This window comes from Providencia sp. PROV114, assembly GCF_032704305.1.
Lineage (GTDB): Bacteria > Pseudomonadota > Gammaproteobacteria > Enterobacterales > Enterobacteriaceae > Providencia > Providencia rettgeri.
Genome location: NZ_CP120528.1, coordinates 267451 through 292658, shown reverse-complemented (window position 1 = coordinate 292658; position 25208 = coordinate 267451). Strand labels below are relative to the sequence as shown.

Annotated in this window: 18 protein-coding genes; 13 read left to right on the top strand and 5 right to left on the bottom strand. The window is 41.6% G+C overall.

Going from position 1 to position 25208, the window contains the following annotated elements; all coding sequences use genetic code 11:
- The first annotated feature begins 7 nt into the window (after positions 1-7).
- From spoT to recG, 3 genes are read left to right on the top strand one after another with little or no spacing between them, the layout of a single operon-like run.
- Positions 8-2125, top strand: a complete 2118-nt coding sequence (spoT, locus tag P3L37_RS01305) for a bifunctional GTP diphosphokinase/guanosine-3',5'-bis pyrophosphate 3'-pyrophosphohydrolase (protein ID WP_004266083.1) — start codon at positions 8-10, stop codon at positions 2123-2125.
- 22 nt (positions 2126-2147) lie between these two features.
- Positions 2148-2861, top strand: a complete 714-nt coding sequence (gene trmH / locus P3L37_RS01300; protein ID WP_109912877.1) for a tRNA (guanosine(18)-2'-O)-methyltransferase TrmH — start codon at positions 2148-2150, stop codon at positions 2859-2861.
- A gap of 15 nt (positions 2862-2876) precedes the next feature.
- Positions 2877-4958, top strand: a complete 2082-nt coding sequence (gene recG, locus P3L37_RS01295; protein WP_004266086.1) for an ATP-dependent DNA helicase RecG — start codon at positions 2877-2879, stop codon at positions 4956-4958.
- A gap of 97 nt (positions 4959-5055) precedes the next feature.
- Here the strand turns inward: recG and gltS are convergent, their stop codons facing one another.
- A complete protein-coding gene (gene gltS / locus P3L37_RS01290; RefSeq protein WP_004266088.1) occupies positions 5056-6270 on the bottom strand; it encodes a sodium/glutamate symporter in 1215 nt (404 codons plus the stop codon).
- 235 nt (positions 6271-6505) lie between these two features.
- Between gltS and P3L37_RS01285 the strand changes: the two genes are divergently transcribed.
- Positions 6506-7894, top strand: a complete 1389-nt coding sequence (locus P3L37_RS01285) for a uracil-xanthine permease family protein (protein ID WP_004266089.1) — start codon at positions 6506-6508, stop codon at positions 7892-7894.
- A gap of 126 nt (positions 7895-8020) precedes the next feature.
- Positions 8021-9775 (top strand): AsmA family protein, encoded by a 1755-nt coding sequence (locus tag P3L37_RS01280; protein WP_240105550.1) that lies wholly within the window; start codon positions 8021-8023, stop codon positions 9773-9775.
- Between the two features lie 79 nt (positions 9776-9854).
- Here P3L37_RS01280 and fabY read toward each other — a convergent pair whose 3' ends face one another.
- The 3 genes from fabY to yihX all read right to left on the bottom strand — a co-directional run bounded on the left by fabY (position 9855) and on the right by yihX (position 11906).
- A complete protein-coding gene (gene fabY / locus P3L37_RS01275; RefSeq protein WP_004266091.1) occupies positions 9855-10769 on the bottom strand; it encodes a fatty acid biosynthesis protein FabY in 915 nt (304 codons plus the stop codon).
- 23 nt (positions 10770-10792) lie between these two features.
- Positions 10793-11230 (bottom strand): D-aminoacyl-tRNA deacylase, encoded by a 438-nt coding sequence (dtd, locus tag P3L37_RS01270; protein WP_004266092.1) that lies wholly within the window; start codon positions 11228-11230, stop codon positions 10793-10795.
- Positions 11231-11291: 61 nt separating this feature from the next.
- Positions 11292-11906, bottom strand: a complete 615-nt coding sequence (gene yihX, locus P3L37_RS01265; protein WP_004266093.1) for a glucose-1-phosphatase — start codon at positions 11904-11906, stop codon at positions 11292-11294.
- Positions 11907-12256: 350 nt separating this feature from the next.
- Here yihX and P3L37_RS01260 point away from each other — a divergent pair, with 350 nt between their 5' ends.
- Positions 12257-12859, top strand: a complete 603-nt coding sequence (locus P3L37_RS01260; protein ID WP_004266094.1) for a hypothetical protein — start codon at positions 12257-12259, stop codon at positions 12857-12859.
- A 76-nt stretch (positions 12860-12935) separates the two neighbouring features.
- On the opposite strand, the gene typA is transcribed toward P3L37_RS01260, so the two are convergent.
- Positions 12936-14759 (bottom strand): ribosome-dependent GTPase TypA, encoded by a 1824-nt coding sequence (gene typA, locus P3L37_RS01255; RefSeq protein WP_004262702.1) that lies wholly within the window; start codon positions 14757-14759, stop codon positions 12936-12938.
- A gap of 433 nt (positions 14760-15192) precedes the next feature.
- On the opposite strand from typA, the gene P3L37_RS01250 reads away from it, so the two are divergent.
- From P3L37_RS01250 to P3L37_RS01220, 7 genes are all read left to right on the top strand, one after another.
- Positions 15193-16047 carry a PadR family transcriptional regulator gene (locus tag P3L37_RS01250; protein WP_227024231.1) on the top strand — a complete coding sequence of 285 codons (855 nt, stop codon included), beginning with the start codon at positions 15193-15195 and terminating at the stop codon, positions 16045-16047.
- A 359-nt stretch (positions 16048-16406) separates the two neighbouring features.
- Positions 16407-17816, top strand: coding sequence for a glutamate--ammonia ligase (gene glnA / locus P3L37_RS01245; RefSeq protein ID WP_004266097.1), 1410 nt, complete (start codon positions 16407-16409; stop codon positions 17814-17816).
- A 156-nt stretch (positions 17817-17972) separates the two neighbouring features.
- A complete protein-coding gene (glnL, locus tag P3L37_RS01240; protein WP_004266098.1) occupies positions 17973-19022 on the top strand; it encodes a nitrogen regulation protein NR(II) in 1050 nt (349 codons plus the stop codon).
- A 9-nt stretch (positions 19023-19031) separates the two neighbouring features.
- Positions 19032-20504, top strand: coding sequence for a nitrogen regulation protein NR(I) (gene glnG, locus P3L37_RS01235; protein WP_109912873.1), 1473 nt, complete (start codon positions 19032-19034; stop codon positions 20502-20504).
- Positions 20505-21406: 902 nt separating this feature from the next.
- Entirely contained in the window at positions 21407-21931 is a 525-nt protein-coding gene (locus P3L37_RS01230; protein ID WP_109912401.1) for a fimbrial protein, read from the top strand.
- A 59-nt stretch (positions 21932-21990) separates the two neighbouring features.
- On the top strand, positions 21991-22659 hold the full coding sequence (locus P3L37_RS01225) for a molecular chaperone (RefSeq protein WP_004266101.1): 669 nt from the start codon (positions 21991-21993) through the stop codon (positions 22657-22659).
- A 26-nt stretch (positions 22660-22685) separates the two neighbouring features.
- Positions 22686-25196: a fimbria/pilus outer membrane usher protein gene (locus P3L37_RS01220; RefSeq protein WP_110731466.1), complete on the top strand. Its 2511-nt coding sequence runs from the start codon at positions 22686-22688 to the stop codon at positions 25194-25196.
- Positions 25197-25208: the final 12 nt, after the last annotated feature.

Here is a 25208-nt window from a genome sequence, read left to right as displayed (position 1 = left end):
GTCTGCCTTGTATCTGTTTGAAAGCCTTAATTTAGTCATTCAAAAGTATCTTCCTAAAGAACAAGTTGAATTACTAAGAAAAGCCTATGTTGTTGCACGGGATGCCCATGAAGGACAGACCCGTTCGAGTGGTGAGCCCTATATTACTCACCCAGTTGCTGTTGCTTGTATTCTTGCTGAGATGCGTTTGGACCATGAAACACTTATGGCAGCGCTACTTCATGATGTGATTGAAGATACTCCAGCGACATTTCAAGATATAGAAGAATTGTTTGGTACCACCGTCGCCGGTCTCGTTGAAGGTGTATCCAAACTAGACAAGCTCAACTTTCGCGACAAAAAAGAAGCTCAAGCAGAAAACTTCCGCAAAATGATCATGGCAATGGTAAAAGATATCCGTGTCATTTTGATAAAACTGGCAGACCGCACTCACAACATGCGCACGTTAGGGTCACTTAGGCCCGATAAGCGTCGACGCATTGCACGTGAAACCCTTGAAATATATAGCCCGTTAGCCCACAGGCTAGGTATACACCACATTAAAACAGAGCTTGAAGAGCTTGGTTTTGAAGCGTTATATCCCAACCGTTATCGTGTTATTAAGGAAGTCGTCAAGGCTGCTCGCGGTAACCGAAAAGAGATGATCCAAAAAATTCTTTCGGAAATTGACGGTAGGCTAACCGAGGCAGGTGTTCCTTGTCGCGTAAGTGGCAGAGAAAAACACCTTTATTCCATCTATCGCAAAATGCACCAAAAAGAGCAACGCTTCCATTCCATTATGGATATCTATGCTTTTAGGGTAATTGTGAAAGATGTGGATACTTGCTACCGCGTTTTGGGTCAAATGCATAGCTTATACAAACCGCGCCCGGGGCGTATCAAAGACTATATTGCCATCCCTAAAGCCAACGGCTATCAATCGCTACATACATCTCTCATTGGGCCACATGGTGTGCCTGTCGAAGTGCAAATTCGCACAGAAGACATGGACCAAATGGCTGAGATGGGCGTTGCTGCGCATTGGGCCTATAAAGAGCAGGGAGAACAAGGTACTACTGCACAAGTTAGAGCTCAACGTTGGATGCAAAGCCTACTTGAGTTACAACAAAGTGCAGGTAGCTCATTTGAATTTATTGAAAGCGTTAAATCGGATCTATTTCCAGATGAAATCTACGTTTTCACCCCTGAAGGCCGCATTGTGGAGTTACCTACTGGTGCCACACCTGTTGACTTTGCCTACGCGGTGCACACAGATATTGGTCATGCTTGCGTGGGCGCACGCGTTGATCGCCAGCCTTACCCGCTTTCGCAATCCCTGACTAGCGGCCAAACTGTCGAAATTATTACCGCACCTGGCGCACGTCCAAATGCGGCATGGCTCAATTTTGTTGTCAGCTCAAAAGCACGAGCTAAAATTCGCCAGTTATTGAAAAACTTAAAACGTGAAGACTCTATTAATTTAGGTCGTCGTTTACTCAACCATGCCCTAGGGGCAGGAAATAAACTCACTGATATCCCTCAAGCCAATATTGATGCAGAATTAGCCCGTATGAAGTTGCATTCTATCGATGATTTGCTTGCTGAAATTGGGTTGGGTAATGCCATGAGTGTGGTTGTTGCACGTAATTTACAAAACAACCCACAAAATACACCGGAAGAACAGGCCGTTGTCGAAAGCCGCAATAAACTATCCATTAAAGGAGCTGATGGCGTTCTTATTACTTTCGCAAAATGTTGCCGTCCAATTCCCGGTGACCCAATTGTTGCGCATATTAGCCCTGGAAAAGGTCTGGTTATCCATCATGAGTCTTGCCGTAACATCCGTGGTTACCAAAAAGAACCCGATAAATTTATGGCCGTAGAGTGGGATAACGACACAGATACTGATTTCATTGCTGAAATTAAAGTCGATATGATTAACCATCAAGGTGCTTTAGCGAATTTAACTGCCGCTATTAATGATGCCAATTCAAGTATTCAGAGTATGAATACAGAAGAAAAAGATGGCCGTGTATATTGTGCCTTTATTCGCCTTACGACTAAAAACCGTGTTCAATTGGCAAACGTAATGCGGAAAATCCGTATTATGCCTGACGTTCTACGTGTTAGCCGAAACCGTAATTAACGACCATACCTAATTAATAACTATGAATGAACGCCGCTATCGCCGCATTTGCCAAATGATGGCGATGCGGCAGCCCGACCTAACTCTCTGCCTCGAAGAAATTCATAAACCGCATAATGTTTCTGCCATTGTACGCAGTGCCGATGCCGTAGGGATCCATCAAATTCATGCTATTTGGCCTGACCAACAAGTCAAACTGTCCGTTTCTTCTGCTGCAGGGAGTAATAGCTGGGTTAAAATTATTTCACACACATCCACCGAAGAAGCAATTTCCCAAATAAAATCACAAAACATGCAGGTTTTGGCAACTAACTTGTCGGAACATGCCGTTGATTTTCGTGAAATTGATTATACTTTGCCAACTTGTATTATGATGGGACAAGAGAAAACCGGGATTTCACAACAAGCCCTCGCATTGGCTGATAAACACATTATCATTCCAATGGCTGGCATGGTGCAATCTTTGAATGTTTCCGTCGCTTCTGCGTTGATTTTATATGAAGCCCAAAGGCAACGGCAGCAAGCGGGTATGTACGAGCGTGAACATTGTCTACTCTCACCTGATGAGCAACAAACCTGGTTATTTGAAGGCGGTTATCCTGTACTGGCTGAAGTTGCTAAACGTAAGGGACTTCCTCGCCCATTTATCAATAACCAAGGGCAAATTGAAGCTGATGACACGTGGTGGGCGCAAATGCAATTAACCGAAAAAATGAAAAGACAGCAGTTTGGTTAAATAAAAGGAAATAATATGAATAATGGGCTACTTGATACCATTTCACTGACTTCATTGCACGGAATTGGAGCAAGCCAGTCAGAAAAAATGCGTAAAATCGGTTTGAACACCGTTCAAGACCTTCTTCTCCATTTTCCTTTGCGCTATGAAGACCACACCCGTCTATATCAAATAAAAGATCTCCTACCCGGCACGACTGCAACGATTACTGGTGAAATACTGCAAACTAAAGTCGTATTTGGCCGCAAAAGAATGATGACCTGCTTAATTTCCGATGGCACAGGCAACCTCACTTTACGTTTTTTTAATTTTTCAGCGGCAATGAAAAATAACTTAGCGGAAGGAAAACAGGTCACTGCCTATGGGGAGGTTCGCAGAGGAAATACAGGGCCAGAAATCATTCACCCTGAATATAAAGTTTCGCAAGATACTAGCAATATCAGCTTGCAAGAGAACTTAACACCCGTTTATCCAACCACTGAAGGTGTTCGCCAAGTGACTTTACGTAAAGTCATGGAGCAAGCGCTAGGATTACTCGATAGTGGGAACATAAAGGAGTTATTACCGGAAGAACTTAGCCGGGGCATGATAAGCTTACCAGATGCCATTCGCTTATTACACAACCCTCCCCCGAATGTTGCTTTGAGTGAACTTGAAAAAGGACATCACCCAGCTCAAAAACGGTTAATCCTCGAAGAGCTACTCGCTCACCATCTCAGCATGCTAGCCATCCGTGCAGGCAACGAACGCCTATATGCTGAACCTTTAGTGACAAGTGGTCAGTTAAAATCTCAGTTACTCGCGCAATTACCGTTTTCACCAACAAATGCACAAAACCGTGTTGTTGGCGAAATTGAAGCAGACCTCGCTAAAGACGCCCCTATGATGCGCTTGATTCAAGGGGATGTGGGATCAGGGAAAACTCTCGTTGCAGCCTTAGCGGCCGTTTGTGCCATCGAGAATGGCAAACAAGTGGCTTTGATGGCTCCTACCGAAATTCTTGCAGAGCAACATGCCAATACGTTCAAACAATGGTTAGAACCTTTAGACATTAAAGTCGGTTGGCTCGCAGGTAAACAAAAGGGTAAGGCACGTCAGGCACAGCAAGATGCTATCGCAAATGGAGAAGTTGCGATGATAGTGGGAACACACGCTATTTTCCAAGAGCAAGTGAGCTTTAAAGCTCTGGGGCTTGTTATAATTGATGAGCAACATCGCTTTGGCGTTCATCAGAGGCTCGCTCTGCGTGAAAAAGGTGAACAACAAGGGTATCACCCTCATCAATTGATCATGACCGCTACGCCAATCCCACGTACATTGGCGATGACAGCTTATGCAGACCTAGATACCTCCGTTATCGATGAACTTCCTCCAGGTCGAACGCCTGTCACCACTGTCGCCATACCAGACACTCGCCGTAACGATATTATTGAACGCGTTCGTCAAGCCTGTATTGAAGAAGGCCGCCAAGCCTATTGGGTCTGTACGCTCATTGAAGACTCGGAATTATTAGAAGCACAAGCGGCTCAAGTGACCTGCGAAGAGCTCACACTGGCATTACCTGAATTGAAAGTAGGGTTAGTTCATGGTCGGATGAAACCTGCTGAAAAACAAAGTATTATGGCAGCCTTTAAAAGAAATGAAATTCAGCTGCTTGTCGCTACAACGGTCATTGAAGTCGGCGTTGATGTCCCTAATGCAAGTTTAATGATTATAGATAACCCTGAGCGCCTTGGCTTAGCTCAGTTGCACCAACTAAGAGGGCGAGTCGGCCGAGGAGCTATCGCATCTCACTGCGTATTACTGTACAAAACCCCGCTAACCCATACCGCGAAACAAAGACTACAAGTGTTGCGAGACAGCAATGACGGCTTTGTTATCGCACAAAAAGATCTCGAAATTCGTGGGCCTGGGGAATTATTGGGTACTAGGCAAACAGGAAATGCAGAATTTAAAGTTGCTGATTTATTACGTGACCAATATATGTTGCCAGAAGTGCAACGCCTTGCACGCCATATTCAACAAAATTACCCCGAGAATGCGCAACAGCTTATTGAGCGTTGGTTACCTGAGCGAGAACAATACAGTCACGCTTAAATCTTATATCTTCTTTTTATCCGTTCCTTAAAATGAAAATTGCCGTGAATATTTTCACGGCAATACCTGCTTTACTTGATTTATTATTAAATAAAAACTACCCAGCAATCGTTGGGAATATTGGCAACATTAAATACAATTTAATGACTATCGCATTAACAATATCAATAAAGAAAGCCCCAACCATTGGTACCACAAGGAACGCAAGATGGGATGGACCCAACCTATCCGTTACTGCTTGCATATTCGCAATTGCTGTTGGTGTAGCCCCAAGACCAAAGCCACAGTGACCAGCGGCTAAAATAGCAGCATCATAGTTCTTGCCCATCACACGGAAAGTGACAAAAATAGCGTATCCCGCCATCACACAGGCTTGTACTGCAAGAATGACAATCATTGGAATTGCTAATGACGCCAATTCCCATAACTTCAAGCTCATCAAAGCCATCGCTAAGAATAACGATAGGCTGACGTTCCCCATAACAGAAACTGCGCGGTCAAACACGCGATAGAAGCCAAGGATAGAAAGGCTGTTACTTAAAATCACCCCAACAAATAATACACACACAAATTTAGGTAACGCGAACACCGTGTCAGCGAGCTGACCTGCAATAAAGCTCCCCACCAATAGGCAAATAGCGATCAATGCAATAGTTTCAATTAAAACCATTGAAGTGATCATGCGGCCGGATTGTGGCTTTTCAAATGCAGTTGGAACGTCTTTATCATCTTCAGCCGTTCCAGGCGTTGGGATATTACGCGTTAGAAAACGTGCAACAGGTCCACCGATTAAACCACCAAGAACTAACCCAAATGTAGCACAAGCCATTGCAACTTCTGTTGCACTTTGGAAACCATAATTTTCAGTGAAAATTTTCCCCCATGCCGCACCAGTTCCATGACCACCGGATAAGGTAATTGAGCCAGCTAACAGCCCCATGAGAGGGTCTAATCCCAATAATTCAGCAAGAGCAATCCCTACTGTATTTTGGACAAGTAATAAACCGACAACTACAAAAATGAAGATAAACAATGCCTTACCGCCAGCCTTCAAGCTTGCAAGGTTGGCATTAAGACCAATTGTGGCAAAAAATGCCAGCATCATAGGTTCTTGCAGTGATAAGTCAAAAGAAAGGCTCCAGTCAAATAATTGTTTAAGCAATAAAAGACTAAAAGCAACTAACAACCCACCCGCAACGGGTTCAGGGATTGTATATTTTTCAAGAAAAGGGACTGATTTGACCAGTTTACGCCCAAGCAATAATACTAAGGTAGCTGCTACCAGTGTACCGTAGACATCGAGATGATACATTCACGTACCTCGTCTGTTGTTAAAATTATCAAAAACTAGTAAGACGTTAATTTCTTCCTTAAAACGCCAAAAGCAGGTTATAGGATTAGAAAAAAAAACTGTTATAAATACAAGTTAAAAGATATAAAAATGTGACAGCCTTATTTAACATTGATCAATATTTTTTACGCGCAAACGATTGCTTTTTAAATTCCTCGCATTACAATGCGTTTTTTGTTGGCGAGAAATGAAGGCAATGAATACTGCGACGTCTGAAAAGCAAACTACTGAAGCGACCACACAAACGCAAAGCGAACTCATCTACAAATTAGAAGACCGCCCACCGCTGCCGCAAGCCTTGTTTGCTGCCGGGCAACACCTTCTTGCGATGTTTGTCGCAGTTATTACCCCTGCAATGCTGATTTGCCAAGCTTTGGGGCTACCAGCCCACGATACTCAGCGTATCATCAGTATGTCTTTATTTGCCTCCGGTATTGCCTCTTTAATTCAAATTCGCGCGTGGGGCCCTATTGGCTCAGGCCTGCTTTCGATTCAAGGAACCAGTTTTAACTTTGTTGCACCTTTAATTATGGGAGGTGTTGCACTCAAGCAAGGTGGTGCTGATATCCCATCCATGATGGCAGCTTTGTTTGGTACTTTACTCGTCGCCGCACTCACTGAAGTCATTCTTTCACGCTTCTTACATTTAGCACGTCGCGTTATCACACCATTGGTCTCTGGCGTGGTCGTGATGATTATTGGATTGTCCTTAATTCAAGTGGGATTAACGTCCATTGGTGGTGGCTATGGTGCTATTAGTGACAATACTTTTGGTTCCCCTGATTACTTGATTTTAGCGGGGATTGTATTAGCCGTTATTATCCTCTTGAATCGCCAGAAAAACCCTTACTTGCGCGTTGCTTCTCTCGTCATCGCGATGGCGGTTGGCTACCTTGCCGCTTGGTGGATGGATATGTTGCCAAATGCGCAACCCGTGGAAGCCAATCAGCCAATTATTACTGTCCCTGAGCCTTTTTATTATGGCTTATCATTCGACTGGAACCTGTTGATCCCATTAATTCTTATTTTTATGGTGACTTCCTTAGAAACGATAGGTGATATTACCGCCACTTCTGACGTATCAGAACAACCTGTTCGTGGCCCTTTATACATGAAACGAATTAAAGGTGGCGTACTCGCCAATGGTTTGAATTCAATGGTTTCTGCGGTATTTAATACTTTCCCTAACTCTTGCTTTGGGCAGAACAACGGTGTTATCCAATTAACTGGGGTGGCAAGCCGCTATGTCGGCTACATTGTCGCTTTAATGTTGGTGTTATTAGGGTTGTTCCCTGCCGTTGCAGGCTTCGTGCAACAAATTCCCGAACCTGTGCTGGGCGGAGCAACCATTGTGATGTTTGGTACCATCGCCGCTTCAGGTGTAAGGATAGTCTCTCGCGAGCCACTCAATCGCCGTGCAATTATGATTATCGCCCTTTCTCTCGCAGTGGGTATGGGCGTTTCACAACAACCTTTGATTTTACAATTCGCACCTGACTGGCTAAAAACATTATTTTCTTCGGGGATTGCTGCGGGTGGTTTAACTGCAATTGTTCTGAATTTAGTCTTCCCTCTCGAAAAATAATCTTTCATTCTAGCCGCCAGTGTTGAACATTCTGGCGGTTTTTCTGTATGCTATCCTTAAATTGTCGCTATATTAGACGGTTTCTTTTTGTGTCTATTCGTCCACAAACCAAAGGAGCAGTAAACTGTGAAATGGTTAATCAAATTTACTACCTATGCACTTTTGTTACTGCTGCTATTGTTTATTTTTACTTATATCGGGCTACAAACCCGTTGGGGTGCATCCTACTCCAGTCAATTTTTAAGTAAATTTACCGACTACGATATTGATGTAGGAATTATGGGACATGAGTTTTCTAACCCCGGTGAATTCATTTTCCAAGATGTTAAATTAACGTCTAAAAACAGCGATCTCTCTTTAGATTCACGACAAGTCGTAATTGATATTAATTGGCGAAACCTATTTAGCGGTACGGCTATCAAACGTTTAGTTATCACTCAAGGAACATTATCGACAACCGTCTTACCAAATACGGTGCTGTTCCCTATTTCTGCAAATATTTTGCAATTTGAAAATAGCCAAATTACGCTTAAAAAAGACAACGATACTGTGCAAGTCACTGGCTTCACGGGAGGAATTACCCCTTGGAAACCAGCCGAAAAATCCCCTTTTGGTTACGGTGATTTTCGATTTACCTCTAACCAATTAAAATTCAATGGCCTTTCCTTCAAGAATGTTGCCATTACTGGTAAATTGCAGCAGCAAGGAACAGAAATAAGCCAAGCAAGTGCCTACTTAAATAATGGCTATATTGCGGGTGCTGGGAAGGTACTTAGCGATGGCTCTATCATGGTTGACTCCCTCACCATGAATAAAGTCGGCTGGGAAAATAATGTTGATTTCGATTCACTATTTGATGCAATAACGAGTGAAAAATCGCTGCAGGTCAAACAGGTAGAATTAACCAACGTTGATATCCAAGGAAGGGATTGGGCACTTTCTGGCTTAAGTACCGAAATTGATCAACTCAGCTTCTTAAGAGGAAGCTGGACTAATCCCAAAGGCAATATTAGCTTTAATGTCGACCAATTCGTCGTAAAAGACCAGCAACTGAGTACCTTAATTGGTGAGCTAAGTATCAATGGCGACAGCCTTAATATCAATAAGTTATCGGGTTACTATAATAAAGGTGTCTTTAATCTCAGTGGGTCTTGGCAACGTAATGATCAAATACTAACCATTGACGAAGGTAAACTCGCGGGTATCTTATATACCTTACCTGAAAATTGGTTGTCCTTCTTCGCAGAACCAACCCCAACGTGGTTATCTGGTTTAAACATCAAAAAGTTCACCCTTTCTCAATCACTTTTGATGAATATCCAGGCACAATTTCCTTTCGAATTGACCGCTCTAAGCGGCAATATCGAAAATGTCGATTTGATTAAACAAAAACAGTGGGGAATTTGGAGCGGTAAAGCGACATTTACTGCAGATAGCGGCACAATCAACCAAGTTCTCGTACGCCGGCCATTTATTGAAGTACGTCAAAGTGGTAAATCCTCAGCGGCGGTGAGCTTAACGGTCAGTACCGATAAAGGCATCAGTAAAATTGGCTTGCTGGTAAAGCAAGAACCGAAAAAAGTTCCCTTTTTACTGAGAGCATCAGGTTCTAATATTGACCTCGTTGATTTAAATCAATGGGGTTGGGCAGGCTTCCCCGCTCAAGTCATCGGTGACTTTGATGCAACATTACAAGGTGATTTGCTCGCCCCATCAGTGGAAAAAAGTTTGAATGGGGAATTGATGGCCATACCATTGCAAGGTAAACGTCTATTCCGTACTGTTGTGAACGGGGTTGTCACCTCTTCAGTAGAGTCCGAAACCGATTTGCAGCCTACTGAGCCTTCTTTGGCAGAACCGCTCCCCGCACTTAGCAATTAATAAAAACTGTCAATTCATAGAAATACAAAAGGCAGGTCAATCGAACCTGCCTTTCTTTTTTAATATTCAATGGGTAACTTTACTTGGCTGTTTCTACAGGTAACACCATATAAACACCGCTGAATACAGCGCCTACTTTACCATCAGGGTTACTAACCTCAACGTTCAGTTTTACTCGCGCCTTGCTACCTCGCGCTAAGCGGTCAAGGTCACCGCTCATATTGGCTAAGTCCGCAGTTGCTGTCGGCCTACCGCTTACTGGCTTACCATAACGAATACTGGCATCGACTAGCACAATATCACCACCAAGCTGGTGTTCTTGCATTAATAGCCAAATCAGCCCCCATCCTGTTAGGGTAGCTAATGAAAATTGGCTCCCTGCAAATATGGTTTCATGAGGGTTTTGGTTGCCCGCTTCTGGCATAGTGGTAATAAAACGAGTTCCTGTGTATTGGTCGATTCGGACACCCATTTTTTCACTCAATGGAATATACTTATACCAGGCTTGTTGTAACTCGCCACACCAGTCTGGGCGATGCAGAATTTGGTCTAATGTCTCAATGGGTTTGATCATCAAGTAATGGCGCACTGGCGTTTTTAGCTGCCCTGCTACTTGCCCTCGATTTTCAAACCCCATTTTATTGAAAAATGGAACTGCTTCTTCACGAACGCTTGATACAATGCGTTTTACCCCTTCTTGCCGAGCAACAGATTCCAGCGCCATGATAATCAACTTACCAAGCCCTTTTCCCTGCATTGCCGGGTTAACGGCTAAGAAACGAATAGCGCCTTCGTTGTCAGCATTAATATACAAACGACCAATGGCAAGAATACGGTTTTTATCATCGACGACCATTTGATGGTGTGCCGTTAAGTCATAGCCATCTTTTTCAGAACCTAGGGGTTGATTAAACGGTTTTCGCAACATTTCCCAGCGAAAATGGTAATAAGTTGCAAATTCAATATCGTCTTTCGGTGTACGTAAATGGTACATCGCTTCCCCCTTTAAAAATGGACTCACACTTGTAGCCAGAAGGTGACAGGGCCATCATTGGTTAAATTCACTTGCATGTCAGCGGCAAATTCACCCGTTTGTGTTTCAACCCCTTGTTGGCGACTTTGTTCAACAAAGTATTGATACAAAGTATCTGCCCTTTCAGGTTCTGCCCCCCCTGAAAAACTAGGCCGCATACCTTTTTTGGTATCAGCTGCTAAAGTAAATTGAGAAACCACCAGCAAGCTACCACCTGCTTGTTGAACATTGAGATTCATTTTCCCTTGTTCATCACTAAAAATACGGTAGCCTAATACTTTTTCACACAAACGTTTGGCTTTCTGTTCATCATCATCTTTTTCAACACCAAGCAAAACCAGCAGCCCAGCATTTATTTGTCCTACTATTTTCTGATCAACAACTACACTCGCATGAGTGACTCTCTGGATTAATGCAATCATGATGACTCTTTACAAAAAGATGGAGCAACGTTAGCCGTTGCCCCACTATAAAATCAGGATATTATTCAACTTCTGCACTAAAATCGTAAGTGCGGAAATATTCAGGAATGGTGTCTTTATTCACAACATGAATACTGCGAATACCAAGGGCTTCTGCGGCTTTTATATTTTCTTCGACATCATCAAAGAAAATAGCATCTGCAGCATCAAACTCTTCGGATTGCAGTACATATTTGTAAATTTCAGGATCAGGCTTACGCATGCCTAAATCTTGGGATAAATATAAGAAATCGGAGGAAGCTGCAATTTCTGGGTAGTGTGCTGGCCAGTAGTCGAGATGTAGGCGATTAGTATTCGATAAAACGACCACTCGGTGCCCTTGTTCACGCAGGCGTTCCATAATATCAATAACTTCAGGTCGTAACGAAATAAAAATAGCGTGCCAGCCTTCAGCAAAGTCTTCAAAGCTTAGTGTAATGTCCATTTCTTCACAAAGCAGCTCAGCAAACTCGATGTCTGAAATTTTTCCACACTCATGTAATTGAAAGATATTACCAAAAGTAAAACGTGATTTGATTTCTTCACTTGGTGTGCCGCTGAGTTCAGACCATTTATCAAATACACGATTAAAGTCGATATCAATAATCACATTACCCATATCGAAGATATACAGCATAAATTTTCCTCATTGTTATTCACTAAATTTACTTTAATCATTATTCGGGCAACTGAACAGCCCTAATTAGTGATAATTCAAGTTATTTTGTCAATTTATCGATTAAGCAATCCACACTTAGCGCAATTAATGAGCAGAAAACCAGCCGATTTATTCTGTTACCGAGAAAACGTTTTTTATCCCAAAGGTGCTATTTCACACCACACTCTCGGTTTTTGATACTAAATGTTAAGTCCCACTATCGGCTTTTTGCATAATGGCTTGTACGTAGCAAGTTACACATAAGCAATGTGAGCTGATATCAATGCATTATCAGTAATAAATAAATCTTAAAATATAAAAGCCAGACTATGAAAATAGATAAAACAATCTCTTGGCCGATTGCTATTCTATGGGGAAGTTTATTTTTAATTCCATTATTTAATTATTTCCCTCTGAATTTCAATATCGACCTTACAACAAAAGTTATTGAACATTTTCAATCCGCCACTCTAATTTTTTGTGTCTTTTTCACTTGGTTTTATATGAGACCATTACAGCAAAAAAGTCAGGGAATGAAATTATTTTGGTTATGGGCAACTATCTGGTGGGTAACATTATTTGGCAGAGGAACAAATTGGGGGCGAGAATTTTTCCCTAATCTGGATCACACTTATTTCAGGCTAATTTCTATTACCTTGATTAGCAGTTTAGTTTTGATGCTATGTGCTTCACCATTAAGAAAAAGTATTGTTTTTCACCTAAAAAACACAGCTATTCCACTTTGGAGCCTACTACTAACCCTGTGTGCTTTTTTAATTTCAGACAGTGTTGAACACCATAGGTTTCTCAGTTCAGTTTTTCTATATCATTCTGAACTTCAAAGCCTTATCGAAGAATTGTACGAAATCCCTTTAATTTTCGGACTATTTATTTCATCACTGTATTTTATGAAAAAAGATAAGCCTTTATAAATAAGTAAGGCGCCGAAAGGCGCCTTACTACACTCATAACTACAATAAAGTAATAAACAACATTACATCATGGTAATTAGTCTTCTTTAGAACGGTTTGCACGGCGGCGATCGTTCTCAGTCAAATGACGTTTACGCAGACGAATAGACTGCGGAGTCACTTCAACTAATTCGTCATCATCAATGAACTCAAGAGCTTGTTCCAGAGTCATTTTAATTGGTGGTGACAGAGTTGTCGCTTCATCAGTACCTGACGCACGCATGTTAGTCAGTTTTTTACCAGTTAAGCAGTTAACAGTTAAGTCGTTAGAACGTGAGTGAATACCAATGATTTGGCCTTCATACACTTCAGCACCGTGACCCAAGAACAGCTTACCACGGTCTTGCAGGCTGTACAGTGCATAAGCAACCGCTTTACCTTGTCCGTTAGAGATCAGAACACCGTTTTGACGGCCACCGATTTCGCCTGGGCGAACATCATCGTAATGGCTGAACGTTGAGTACAGTAAACCAGTACCTGATGTCATTGTCATGAACTCAGTACGGAAGCCAATCAGACCACGGCTTGGAATGACGTAATCAAGACGTACACGGCCTTTACCGTCTGGCATCATGTCACGCAGGTCGCCTTTACGCTCACCTAATGCTTTCATGATGTCGCCTTGATGCTGTTCTTCAACGTCTAACGTCACTTGTTCGAACGGCTCTTGTTTACGACCATCGATTTCACGAATGATAACTTTTGGACGAGATACGGCTAATTCGAAACCTTCACGACGCATGTTTTCAATCAGAACAGATAAGTGAAGCTCACCACGACCAGAAACGCGGAATGCATCTGGGTCTTGAGTTTCTTCAACGCGTAGTGCAACGTTGTGAACCAATTCTTTATTCAAACGGTCAAGGATCTGACGTGAAGTCACGAATTTACCTTCTTTACCACAGAATGGTGAGGTGTTAACACAGTAGAACATGCTAACTGTTGGCTCATCAACCGCTAATGCAGGCAGTGCTTCAACGCTACCGACTTGGCAAATGGTGTCAGAGATATTCAGTTCACCCAAACCGGTCAGAGCAACAATGTCACCCGCTTCCGCTTGTTGTGAGTCAATACGCTCTAAACCTAAGTGAGTCAGAACTTTACCAATTTTACCGTTACGAGTTTTACCTTCGCTATCGATAACCGTTACTTGTTGGTTAGGCTTAACAACACCGCGTTTGATACGACCAATACCGATAACACCTAAATAGCTGTTGTAATCCAATTGCGAAACTTGCATTTGGAATGGACCATCGATATCTACCGCTGGTGGCGCAACGTGTTCCACGATAGCTTCGTACAGTGGAGTCATGTCTTCAGCCATGTTTTCGTGGTCAAGACCAGCAATACCGTTTAATGCAGATGCATAAACGATAGGGAAATCGAGTTGCTCATCCGTTGCACCTAAGTTCACGAATAAGTCGAATACTTGGTCAACAACCCAATCAGGACGTGCGCCTGGGCGGTCAACTTTATTGATAACAACAATAGGACGTAAACCGTGGTCGAACGCTTTTTGCGTTACGAAGCGAGTTTGTGGCATTGGGCCATCCATCGCATCAACAACCAGCAGTACACAGTCAACCATAGACATAACGCGCTCAACCTCACCACCGAAATCGGCGTGACCTGGGGTGTCTACGATATTGATATGATAACCATTCCATTGGATAGCGGTATTTTTAGCAAGGATAGTAATACCACGCTCTTTCTCCAAGTCATTGGAGTCCATAACACGCTCATCAACAGTTTCACGTTCACCGAACGTGCCTGATTGCTGCAATAATTTACCAACCAGTGTGGTCTTGCCATGGTCAACGTGAGCGATGATGGCGATGTTTCTTAAATTTTGAATTGACAAGGATTTTTACCGTTTAATTGACAGGAAAGGAATATGCTTACTGAGCCGTTATTCACACCCAAAACATACTTTCTACGTTAATTTGCTGTTATTTTACACGTTTTTCCGCACAAGTGGAATAAATGTGAAACCCATCACTGTATAAAAAGTTTTTAGCGAAAAAACATTCAGTTGCGTAACAGTGCCAGATTCCCTCACAAAATAATGAGCATCATCTCTGCGAAACCACGAAGTGACAGAATAATACGCTAAAAACTTAATATTAGCAGCCCAAAAAAAGAACAAAAAATAGACTTTCTTTCTTAACTACCAGTTTAAATATCTTTTTGCGTTATTTAGATATATCTAAATTGACTAATTAGATATATCTAAATATAGTAAAACCAGAAAACAAATTCGATATATCTAAAGTTACAAACTAAGGAGTAACTATATGCTAATTAAATCTTGTCGTCATGTATATTATGCACGCCATGATGAAAATCAACATGGCCATCGCGGTGGATGTTGCCACAATGAAGGCCGTCATAGTCACGAACATTGCAACCACGGAGATGACTATTATGGTGATGACCGCCATGGGCACGGTGAACACTGCCACGGTGAAGGCCGTCATGGTCGTGGACACGGTGAACGCTGCCACGGCGAAGGCCGTCATGGACATGGACATGGTGAACGCTGCCACGGCGAAGACCGTCATGGTCGTGGACATGGTGAACGCTGCCACGGCGAAGGCCGTCATGGTCGTGGACATGGTGATGACCGCCAAAGAGGTCGTGGAAGAGGTAAAGGCCTACGTCGTTTATTCGACCATGGCGACCTTCATATTATGGTACTTTCGTTAGTCGCTAAAAAACCAAGCTATGGCTACGAAATTATCAAGGATATTCAAGAAGCCTCAAATGGCTTGTATGTGCCAAGCCCGGGTGTTATTTATCCCACTCTAACCCTGTTAGAAGAACAAGGCTTCTTGGAGTCTCAGATTGTTGAACGTAATCGAAAAAGTTTTACGATTACGCCGGAAGGCTCTGATCATTTAGCTCAAAATAAAGAAATTGAAGCGGTTATTGCTCGCAAACTGGCTAAAGCACGTGATATGCAACAAGGCAGTAATTTAGCAGAAGACATTGAAATGGCAGTCAGTCGTTTTAAAGCTTTATTACGTCACAAAATGGTTTTAAAACAACTAAACGAAGAGCAGACGCGCCAAATTGCCTCCATCATCAATGATGCAGTAAAACAAATTGAAGAAGTGAATACATTATTAACTAATAGCGATGAAGATTAATGTAGCTGTCTGGCATTAAACCACCTCATTTCTTTTTTATCCGGCCAACCTTATGCTTTAACAGAGCGCAATGTTGGCTTTTTTATTTGAGCTCCACTCGCAAACGCACTAGAACAGTGCAAAATAGTCATTTCATGCACTAATATAGTGCAATACGACCAATGCAGCATGATGAAAATCCCTCGTCCTCACGTAACAATCAGTATTTGCTATAATTAAAAAGTTGGCACGCTTTTCGCTTATCTATTTATAGAGCGCGTACTAACCACTTTTATATGACTAGCACGCCAGACAAACAACAAACACACCCTCAAAAATAGCTTGTGATTTGTTGATTAGACCCGACCAGGAGAGCCGAGATGTCCGCTGAACATGTTTTATCGTTAATTAAAGAGCACAATGTTAGATTTATTGATCTGCGTTTTACCGACACTAAAGGTAAAGAGCAACACATCACTATCCCTGCTCACCAAGTTGACGAAGACTTCTTTGAAGAAGGCCAGATGTTTGATGGTTCATCTATTGGTGGCTGGAAAGGCATCAATGAGTCAGACATGGTATTAATGCCTGACGCGTCTACCGCGATGTTAGACCCGTTCTTTGCCGATATCACATTGATTATACGCTGCGATATTTTAGAGCCGGGCACAATGCAAGGTTATGACAGAGACCCACGTTCAATTTCAAAACGCGCAGAAGATTTCCTGCGCTCTAGCGGGATTGCTGATATCGTTCTCTTTGGACCAGAGCCTGAATTTTTCGTTTTTGATGACATTCGTTTTGGCAACAACATGCACGGTAGCTACTACCATATCGATGATATCGAAGCTGCATGGAATACAGGAACCAAATACGAAGGTGGCAATAAAGGCCATCGCCCTGCAGTAAAAGGCGGTTACTTCCCCGTTCCACCGGTTGATTCATCACAAGACTTGCGTTCAGCCATGTGTACCACAATGGAAGAGATGGGCTTAGTTGTTGAAGCTCACCACCATGAAGTAGCGACCGCAGGCCAAAACGAAGTGGCTACCCGCTTTAATACCATGACCAAAAAAGCGGATGAAACTCAGATTTATAAATATGTCGTTCACAATGTTGCCCATGCATACGGCAAAACAGCGACCTTTATGCCAAAACCTTTAGTGGGTGATAATGGTTCTGGTATGCACTGCCATATGTCTTTATCTAAAGGTGGTGTGAACCTGTTCGCAGGTGACAAATACGGCGGTTTATCAGAAATGGCGCTGTACTACATCGGCGGTATTATTAAGCATGCACGTGCGCTGAACGCATTTACTAACCCAACCACTAACTCATACAAACGTTTAGTTCCGGGCTTTGAAGCGCCAGTCATGTTGGCATACTCTGCACGTAACCGCTCTGCTTCGATTCGTATTCCAGTGGTTGCGAGTACAAAAGCACGCCGTATTGAAGTTCGCTTCCCAGACCCTGCAGCTAACCCATATTTAGCGTTTGCAGCCCAGCTAATGGCGGGTCTTGATGGCATCATCAATAAAATCCACCCTGGCGATGCGATGGACAAAAACTTATACGACTTACCACCGGAAGAAGCCAAAGAAATCCCAACAGTTTCAGGTTCTTTAGATGAAGCGTTAGCCGAATTAGATAAAGACCGTGAATTCTTAACCCGTGGTGGTGTATTCACTAATGATGCTATCGATGCGTATATCGAATTAACCCGTGCCGACATCCAACGTGTTCGTATGGCACCACACCCTCTCGAATTTGAAATGTACTACAGTGTGTAACACGCCGTTCCACTGTTAGTCTTTGTTGCCGTGAAGCACTTGCCCCATCTTTCGATGGGGCCTTTTATCTCTAAGGTACTTACGCAACAAAAATCAAATATCGGTTGTTTGGTCTATCAGGTATAATGCACCAAAATAGTGCAGGAGCAACATTACATGAAAACCGAACACTTGCCAGCACCGGAACATATTCTCGACTCTCTCATTAATAGCGTGCTAATTTTGGATTACGACTTGGTTATCCATTACGCCAACCATGCTGCACTCCAGATCTTAACCCAAAGCCAGCGCAAGCTATATGGTACGCCTCTCCCCCTGTTATTCAGCTATTGTTCACTCAATGATGAACTGATGCTCAATAGCCTAAAAGAAGGCCATAGCTTTACCGAAAATGAAGTCACTTTAGTGTTTAACAACCATTCTCATGTGATGTCGTGCAGCGCCCAGCCTTTTTCAGAACAATTTATTTTAGTTGAGCTTTCACAATTAGATAGCCAGCGACGTTTGAGCCAAGAACTCGCACAAAATGCCCAGCAGCTCGCTGCCCGTGAACTGATCCGTGGGCTTGCTCACGAGATTAAAAACCCACTCGGGGGTTTGCGAGGCGCTGCGCAACTGCTCTCTAAAGCGCTGCCTGACCCACAATTAAATGAATATACTCAAGTGATTATCGAACAGGCCGACCGCCTGCGAGCACTGGTTGATAGGCTACTTGGGCCACAATACCCGGGGCCGAAAACGCAACAAAGTATTCATCATATTATGGAAAACGTAACGCGGTTAGTGTCATTAGAAAAACCCGATAATGTAACACTAACTCGTGATTATGACCCAAGTTTGCCTGAATTAGAGTATTACCCGGACCAAATCGAGCAAGTGCTTCTAAATATCACCCGAAACGCCTTACAAGCCCTCGCCGAAACGGGAGGTTATATCACTTTGCGTACACGAACAGCTTTTCAAGTCACATTGCAAGGTGAACGTTATAGATTAGCTGCACGTATTGATATTGAAGATAACGGTCCCGGTATTCCATTGGCAATTCAGGATACGTTGTTCTATCCCATGGTCAGCGGACGACCTGATGGCACAGGGCTCGGCCTGTCGATTGCTCGCAGTTTAGTTGACCAACACGCAGGAAAAATCGAATTTACCAGTTGGCCGGGCCACACTGAGTTTTCCATTTATCTACCAATTAAGAAATAGGAGATAACCATGACGCAGGGAAAAATTTGGGTGGTTGATGATGATAGCTCCATCCGTTGGGTACTTGAACGCGCATTAAATAATGCTAATTTTGCTTGTACCTGCTTTGATAGTGCGAATGCAGTGCTCAGCGCATTAGAAAACTCACTCCCTGATGTGTTGTTATCAGATATCCGTATGCCAGGTAAAAATGGTATTGAGCTACTAAATACAATTAAACAATCGCACCCCCTTTTACCGATTATTATCATGACCGCACACTCTGACCTTGATGCTGCCGTGAATGCCTACCAATCAGGTGCTTTTGATTACTTGCCAAAACCTTTCGATATTGATGAAACCGTTGCCTTGGTCGAACGCGCTTTAAATCATAGTCGTGAACAAAACCATGCAGGCCGTGAAGCTAAACCAGCCACCCCCGTTGTTTCTTCGACGATGATCGGTGAAGCACCAGCAATGCAAGAGGTCTATCGCATTATTGGCCGTTTATCACGTTCATCAATTAGTGTGCTTATTAATGGTGAATCAGGCACTGGGAAAGAGCTGGTTGCCCACGCGTTACATCAGCACAGCCCTCGCGCCGATGCCCCTTTTATTGCATTAAATATGGCCGCCATCCCCAAAGACTTAATTGAATCTGAGCTATTTGGTCACGAAAAAGGCGCTTTCACCGGCGCGAGCCAAGTACGTCAAGGCCGATTCGAACAAGCTAACCATGGCTCTTTATTTTTAGATGAAATAGGCGATATGCCCCTTGATGTCCAAACTCGCTTGTTACGTGTTCTGGCGGAAGGCCAATTCTACCGTATTGGCGGTTATACCCCAGTCAATGTGGATGTGCGGATTATTGCAGCAACCCACCAAGACCTCGAAAAGCGGGTTAAAGAAGGTTTATTTCGCGAAGACTTATTTCATCGGTTAAATGTCATTCGAGTGCAATTACCGCCATTACGTGAACGCATTGAGGATATCCCGCGTCTCGCCGATTATTTTTTACAAAATACGGCAAAAGAACTCGGTGTCGAGGCTAAGGTTCTCCACCCCGACAGCGAAAAAATTCTTCAGCGCTATTATTGGTCAGGTAATGTTCGCCAATTGGAGAATGTCTGCCGTTGGCTAACCGTGATGGCGGCAAGCCAAGAAATTTTACCGCAAGATTTGCCCGATGATTTGCTTGAAGAACATCCACAACAAAATGCCGTGATAAAATCATCGCAAACCGATGCCGTGCCAACACAATCATTGTCATCGCACAATCCGAGTTCTGCCGCTCAGTGGTTTGAATTACTTGAAGAGTGGACCGATAACGCATTAATAGAGGGCAAAGAAGATCTCTTTGCACAGACCATTCCCTTACTCGAACGTACAATGTTAAAGTGCGCGTTGAAATACACCAATGGACACAAACAAGAAGCCGCCCGTTTATTAGGCTGGGGGAGAAATACCCTAACCCGTAAATTAAAAGAGCTAGGAATTGAATAACTTCAAATGTTCACTATCATATTAAGATAATGTACGAAGTAATTTATTACTTCATACTTATCTTAATATTAAATAATTAGACCTTGATATTCAGGAATTAATTATTGATTTTACTATTCCAACACCAATTAACACAATGAATAATAAACAAAATAAAAAAAAGATATTGCAAGCAGAAAGCTTATTATCACCTGAACAGAATTTCAATTTATACAAGTAGCATTAATACAAAAATAACGTCGTTTATAGGAAATTTATAACAATGAACACTGTAGCTTAAACGTATCTATAAATAAGAAACTTCTTATGTAGCCTTAGCATAATTAATTAAAATTAAGGCTACTCAATTGAATTTAATCGAAGATATTCAAAGGGTAATTTAATGTTTTCTGAAAACCGAGATTAATCACCCTGCAATTTTCATTCATATCCTGAATGGTAATAACCTTTATTTATTCAAAAAATGAAATAAGTAGCACTTTTAGACCTACGAAATTCGATAGTTATACTATTATTTCGTTTTACGATAGTACAAATAAAACATTCTTCAAATGTGGTCTGATGTGCCAGGGCCTTATAAACCCAAATAATCACCATATGAGAGACAAATTAAATTTATCTCCCACATTATAATTATTCTTAGTTTTATATCGTTATTTCACTTTAGTAAAAAACTCATCTAAAAATATATTTACCTTAAGATAAAATAGAACTTCAATTGCTCTCCCATACGGTGTTAACTTAATTAAAAAAATTAAATACTTCAAAATTTAATTATATTTTACCAAATTTTACAAAACTTGTTTATTTTAAAAAATAGTTTCAAAATACTCTCCAATTGAGTAATTGGTAATTCCACCTACTCAATGAAAAATAAATAATTATCTTTTGGAGAAAAACAAATGAAAAAAAACTTACTTGCATCATTAATTGCTGCAACCTCAATCTTTGCTGTTAATAATGCATTAGCTGCAGATGGTACTATCGACTTTACCGGTGAAATCATTGACCAAGCATGTGAATTAGCTGCGGGCTCTGACGCATTAAAAGTAAACTTAGGCCAAGTATCTAAAAAGGCATTACCAACTGCAGGAAGTACTGCTGCTGCAACTAAATTTACTATTAAATTAATTAACTGCCCAGCTACAGTGACAACGGCTTCAGTTAAATTCGATGCTGACTCTTATATTGGTGACGATGAAGTTATTAAATTAAAAGAAGAAACCGGAGTTGCAACAGGTGTAGGCATTCAAATTACTGACGATACTAATAAAGTCGTTCCACTATTTACCGCATCTAAAGCATACCCATTGAAAGAAAATGTAGAAAATAATTTAGATTTCAGAGCGCGTTATATTGCCAAAACTGACTCTGTAACACCGGGTCCAGCGAACGGTACGGCAACTTTCACAATCAATTATAACTAAGTAACAAATAAGGTTTAAATGGAATTGAACCTTATCTAATAACATTCAATGGTGGTATTATGAGATCTATTATCTATATTTTTATTTCTTTATTTCTGCTAATAAATACTGCAAATGCAGGCGTTATTATTGGTGGAACTCGTGTTATTTATAATGAGGGAAACAAAGATGTTAGTATCAGTGTAGAAAACCCAGATAAGATCCCTTATTTAATTCAATCCTGGATAGATAATATAGATGAAAAAAAACAGTCAGATTTCACTATAACACCACCATTATTTAGGCTTAATGCTGAAAAAACAAATGCACTTAGAATATTTTTAACCGAAAATAAACTACCGAATGATAGAGAATCATTATTCTGGCTAAATATAAAAACGATCCCAGCAACAGAAAGAACAGAAAATTCATTACAAATTGCCTTTAAAACACAGATGAAACTCATTTATCGTCCTAAAGCTTTAAAGGATGTCAATTTTATTGAAGAGCAAAAAAAATTAGTATGGTCTAAATCTGGGAATAAAATTACAGTTAATAACCCAACACCTTATTTTATGAATTTTCAGAGCATCAGCTTTAACGGAACAAAAGCTAATGATGTTTCTTATGCTGCACCTTTCTCAAACGCAACTTTCGAGATTAATAACTCAAATACCAATGGAACAATTAAATGGGAAGTTATTAATGATTATGGCGCCGCGCCAGAAGCACTCGAAACGAAAATATAAAACTATAAAATAAGTTGGGCTTTATCATGAAAATAAATAAAATATCTCTAGGCCTACTATTATATTTAGGCTATACCGCATCGTTATATGCTGAAGAAAAAACAGAAAACAATGTCTACTTTGATCCCGATTTCTTAGAATTGCCGAATAAAGACTCAGTTGATTTATCACAATTTGAGAATAACGAACAATTAGCTGGTGACTACTATGTTGATATTTATGTCAATACTAATTTAATTGGTGCTAAAAATCTTAAATTCGAAAAAAATAGCCAGAACCAATTAATTCCGTGTTTATCACTTGCTGACATTAAAGAATTTGGTATCAAAACAGCGGAATACCCTGAATTGCAAACAGCAGGAAGTCACTGTGTCAATCTTGCCGCGATCCCTGATGCCACCAGTAACTTTGAGTTTGATTCTCAACGTTTATATTTAAGTATTCCTCAAATCGCATTAGACAGAAACCCAAGGGGTTACGTTGACCTAGCTAATATTGATAATGGGATCAATGCACTGTTATTAAATTATAGCTATAACGGGTCGAAAAATTATGATCGTAAAAAAAATGGCTCAGATAATACATCCCATTATGTGAATTTAAGACCCGGTTTAAATATTGGAGCTTGGCGGTTACGGAATTACACCACATGGTCAAGCAATACTGACCAATCTGGTAAATGGGACACCATTTATACCTATGCATCACGTGGCATAAATAGTATCAAAAGTCAGTTAACCTTGGGGGATAGTGTCTCACCTTCGATGGTTTTTGATAGCGTGCCATTTCGCGGAGCTCAGCTTGCGACAGATGATGATATGTCCCCTGAAAGTTTGCGCGGCTATGCACCCGTTGTACGCGGGATAGCGCGTAGCAATGCACAAGTAACGATCCGCCAAAATGGCTACATTATCTACCAAACTGAAGTGGCAGCGGGCCCTTTTGAAATCACAGACTTATACCCAACAGGGGGAAGTGGAGATTTACATGTCACCATCAAAGAATCCAATGGGAGCGAGCAATATCAAATCGTTCCTTTTGCTTCATTACCCGTATTACAGCGTGAGGGGTATTTTTCTTATAGCGTAACAGGCGGGGAATACCGCGCTTATGACAGTAGCATTGATAAAACTAAATTTGGTCAGTTTACCTTAATCTATGGTTTGCCTTACGGTATCACTGCTTATGGTGGTAGCCAAGTCAGTGAGCACTACCAATCTTATTCTATTGGTACGGGTCAAAACCTTGGACGGTTTGGTGCATTATCTATTGATGTTACTCATGCAAATTCAACGCTAAGTAATGATGTTACGGAAAAAGGTCAGTCATACCGTTTTCGCTATAACAAAAATATCAACGACATTGGTACTAATATTGCTTTGGCAGGTTACCGTTATTCCACTAAAGGGTTCTACAGTTTAGCGGAAGTCTTTGATGGCTATAGAAATACGAATTATGTTCCTGAGATTGAGCGCCGCCGTAATCGCGGTGAGATCACTCTCAGTCAAAATTTAGGAGATAGCTTTGGTTCAATTTCAGTCGGTTATATCAATGAGGACTACTGGAATAGTGACCGTAAAACACAATCTGCCACCGTGGGTTACAACAATAGTTGGCAAGGCATCAGTTATAGCTTGAATTATACCTATAACAAAAATACCAATAGTTACTCCTATAGCTCCGGAAGCCGCACGAAAAGTGAAGATAATCATCAACTTGCTTTCTCTGTCAGTGTACCGTTTAGCGTGTTTGATAATACTTTCTACTACAACTTTAACAGTAACAGCAGCAGTAATGGTCCAAGCACAGGCAGTATCGGGCTTTCCGCCTCTCAGCTCAATAACCGCTTAAATTGGAGTATGCAACAAGGCTTTACCACTCGAGAACAAGGCACTAGCGGTAATATGAATGCCTCTTATAAAGGGCAATATGGTGAAGTTTCAGGCGGAACTGGCTATAGCAAAGACAACTATAACCTCTATTACGGGGTTAATGGTAGCTTAGTGGCTCACTCTGGCGGACTAGTTCTTGGCCAGCAATTAGGCGAAACCGCGGCTATTGTAGAAATCCCTGACGCGGGTGATGTTCCTATTTTAAACCAAGCTGGGGTTGTCACCAATAACCAAGGTTATGCGCTCGTACCTTATGTCACGGCTTATCGCAAAAATGTGATTGATATCGATACCTCGGGGTTGCCTGAAAATACCGAAATGGAATTAACCAGCCAAAGTGTTGCTCCAAGTCGTGGTGCACTGGTGAAAGTCAATTTTGCAGCGAATGTCGGGTATCGTGCCATCATGATATTAAGTTTTGCTGATGGTAAACCCGTGCCTTTCGGTGCTCAGGCCATATTTAAAGATAATCCACAGCTAAATAATATAGTAGGCAATGATGGCGAAATTTATTTATCTGGCTTAGCTGAAAGCGGCAGTTTTATTATTCAATACAACGATAAACAGCAATGCCAAGTAAATTATAACTTAGCGGGTATATCGAATTATATGGGGTTATATAAAACAGCAGCGGTTTGCCGATAATAAGGAGTAAAT

What these genes read in the sequence shown, in the direction of transcription:
- trmH (WP_109912877.1), top strand. Translation starts at nt 2,148, where the DNA reads ATGAATGAACGCCGCTATCGCCGCATTTGCCAAATGATGGCGATGCGG.
- recG (WP_004266086.1), top strand. Translation starts at nt 2,877, where the DNA reads ATGAATAATGGGCTACTTGATACCATTTCACTGACTTCATTGCACGGA.
- gltS (WP_004266088.1), bottom strand. Translation starts at nt 6,270, where the DNA reads ATGTATCATCTCGATGTCTACGGTACACTGGTAGCAGCTACCTTAGTA.
- P3L37_RS01285 (WP_004266089.1), top strand. Translation starts at nt 6,506, where the DNA reads ATGAATACTGCGACGTCTGAAAAGCAAACTACTGAAGCGACCACACAA.
- fabY (WP_004266091.1), bottom strand. Translation starts at nt 10,769, where the DNA reads ATGTACCATTTACGTACACCGAAAGACGATATTGAATTTGCAACTTAT.
- dtd (WP_004266092.1), bottom strand. Translation starts at nt 11,230, where the DNA reads ATGATTGCATTAATCCAGAGAGTCACTCATGCGAGTGTAGTTGTTGAT.
- yihX (WP_004266093.1), bottom strand. Translation starts at nt 11,906, where the DNA reads ATGCTGTATATCTTCGATATGGGTAATGTGATTATTGATATCGACTTT.
- P3L37_RS01260 (WP_004266094.1), top strand. Translation starts at nt 12,257, where the DNA reads ATGAAAATAGATAAAACAATCTCTTGGCCGATTGCTATTCTATGGGGA.
- P3L37_RS01250 (WP_227024231.1), top strand. Translation starts at nt 15,193, where the DNA reads ATGCTAATTAAATCTTGTCGTCATGTATATTATGCACGCCATGATGAA.
- glnA (WP_004266097.1), top strand. Translation starts at nt 16,407, where the DNA reads ATGTCCGCTGAACATGTTTTATCGTTAATTAAAGAGCACAATGTTAGA.
- glnL (WP_004266098.1), top strand. Translation starts at nt 17,973, where the DNA reads ATGAAAACCGAACACTTGCCAGCACCGGAACATATTCTCGACTCTCTC.
- glnG (WP_109912873.1), top strand. Translation starts at nt 19,032, where the DNA reads ATGACGCAGGGAAAAATTTGGGTGGTTGATGATGATAGCTCCATCCGT.
- P3L37_RS01230 (WP_109912401.1), top strand. Translation starts at nt 21,407, where the DNA reads ATGAAAAAAAACTTACTTGCATCATTAATTGCTGCAACCTCAATCTTT.
- P3L37_RS01225 (WP_004266101.1), top strand. Translation starts at nt 21,991, where the DNA reads ATGAGATCTATTATCTATATTTTTATTTCTTTATTTCTGCTAATAAAT.
- P3L37_RS01220 (WP_110731466.1), top strand. Translation starts at nt 22,686, where the DNA reads ATGAAAATAAATAAAATATCTCTAGGCCTACTATTATATTTAGGCTAT.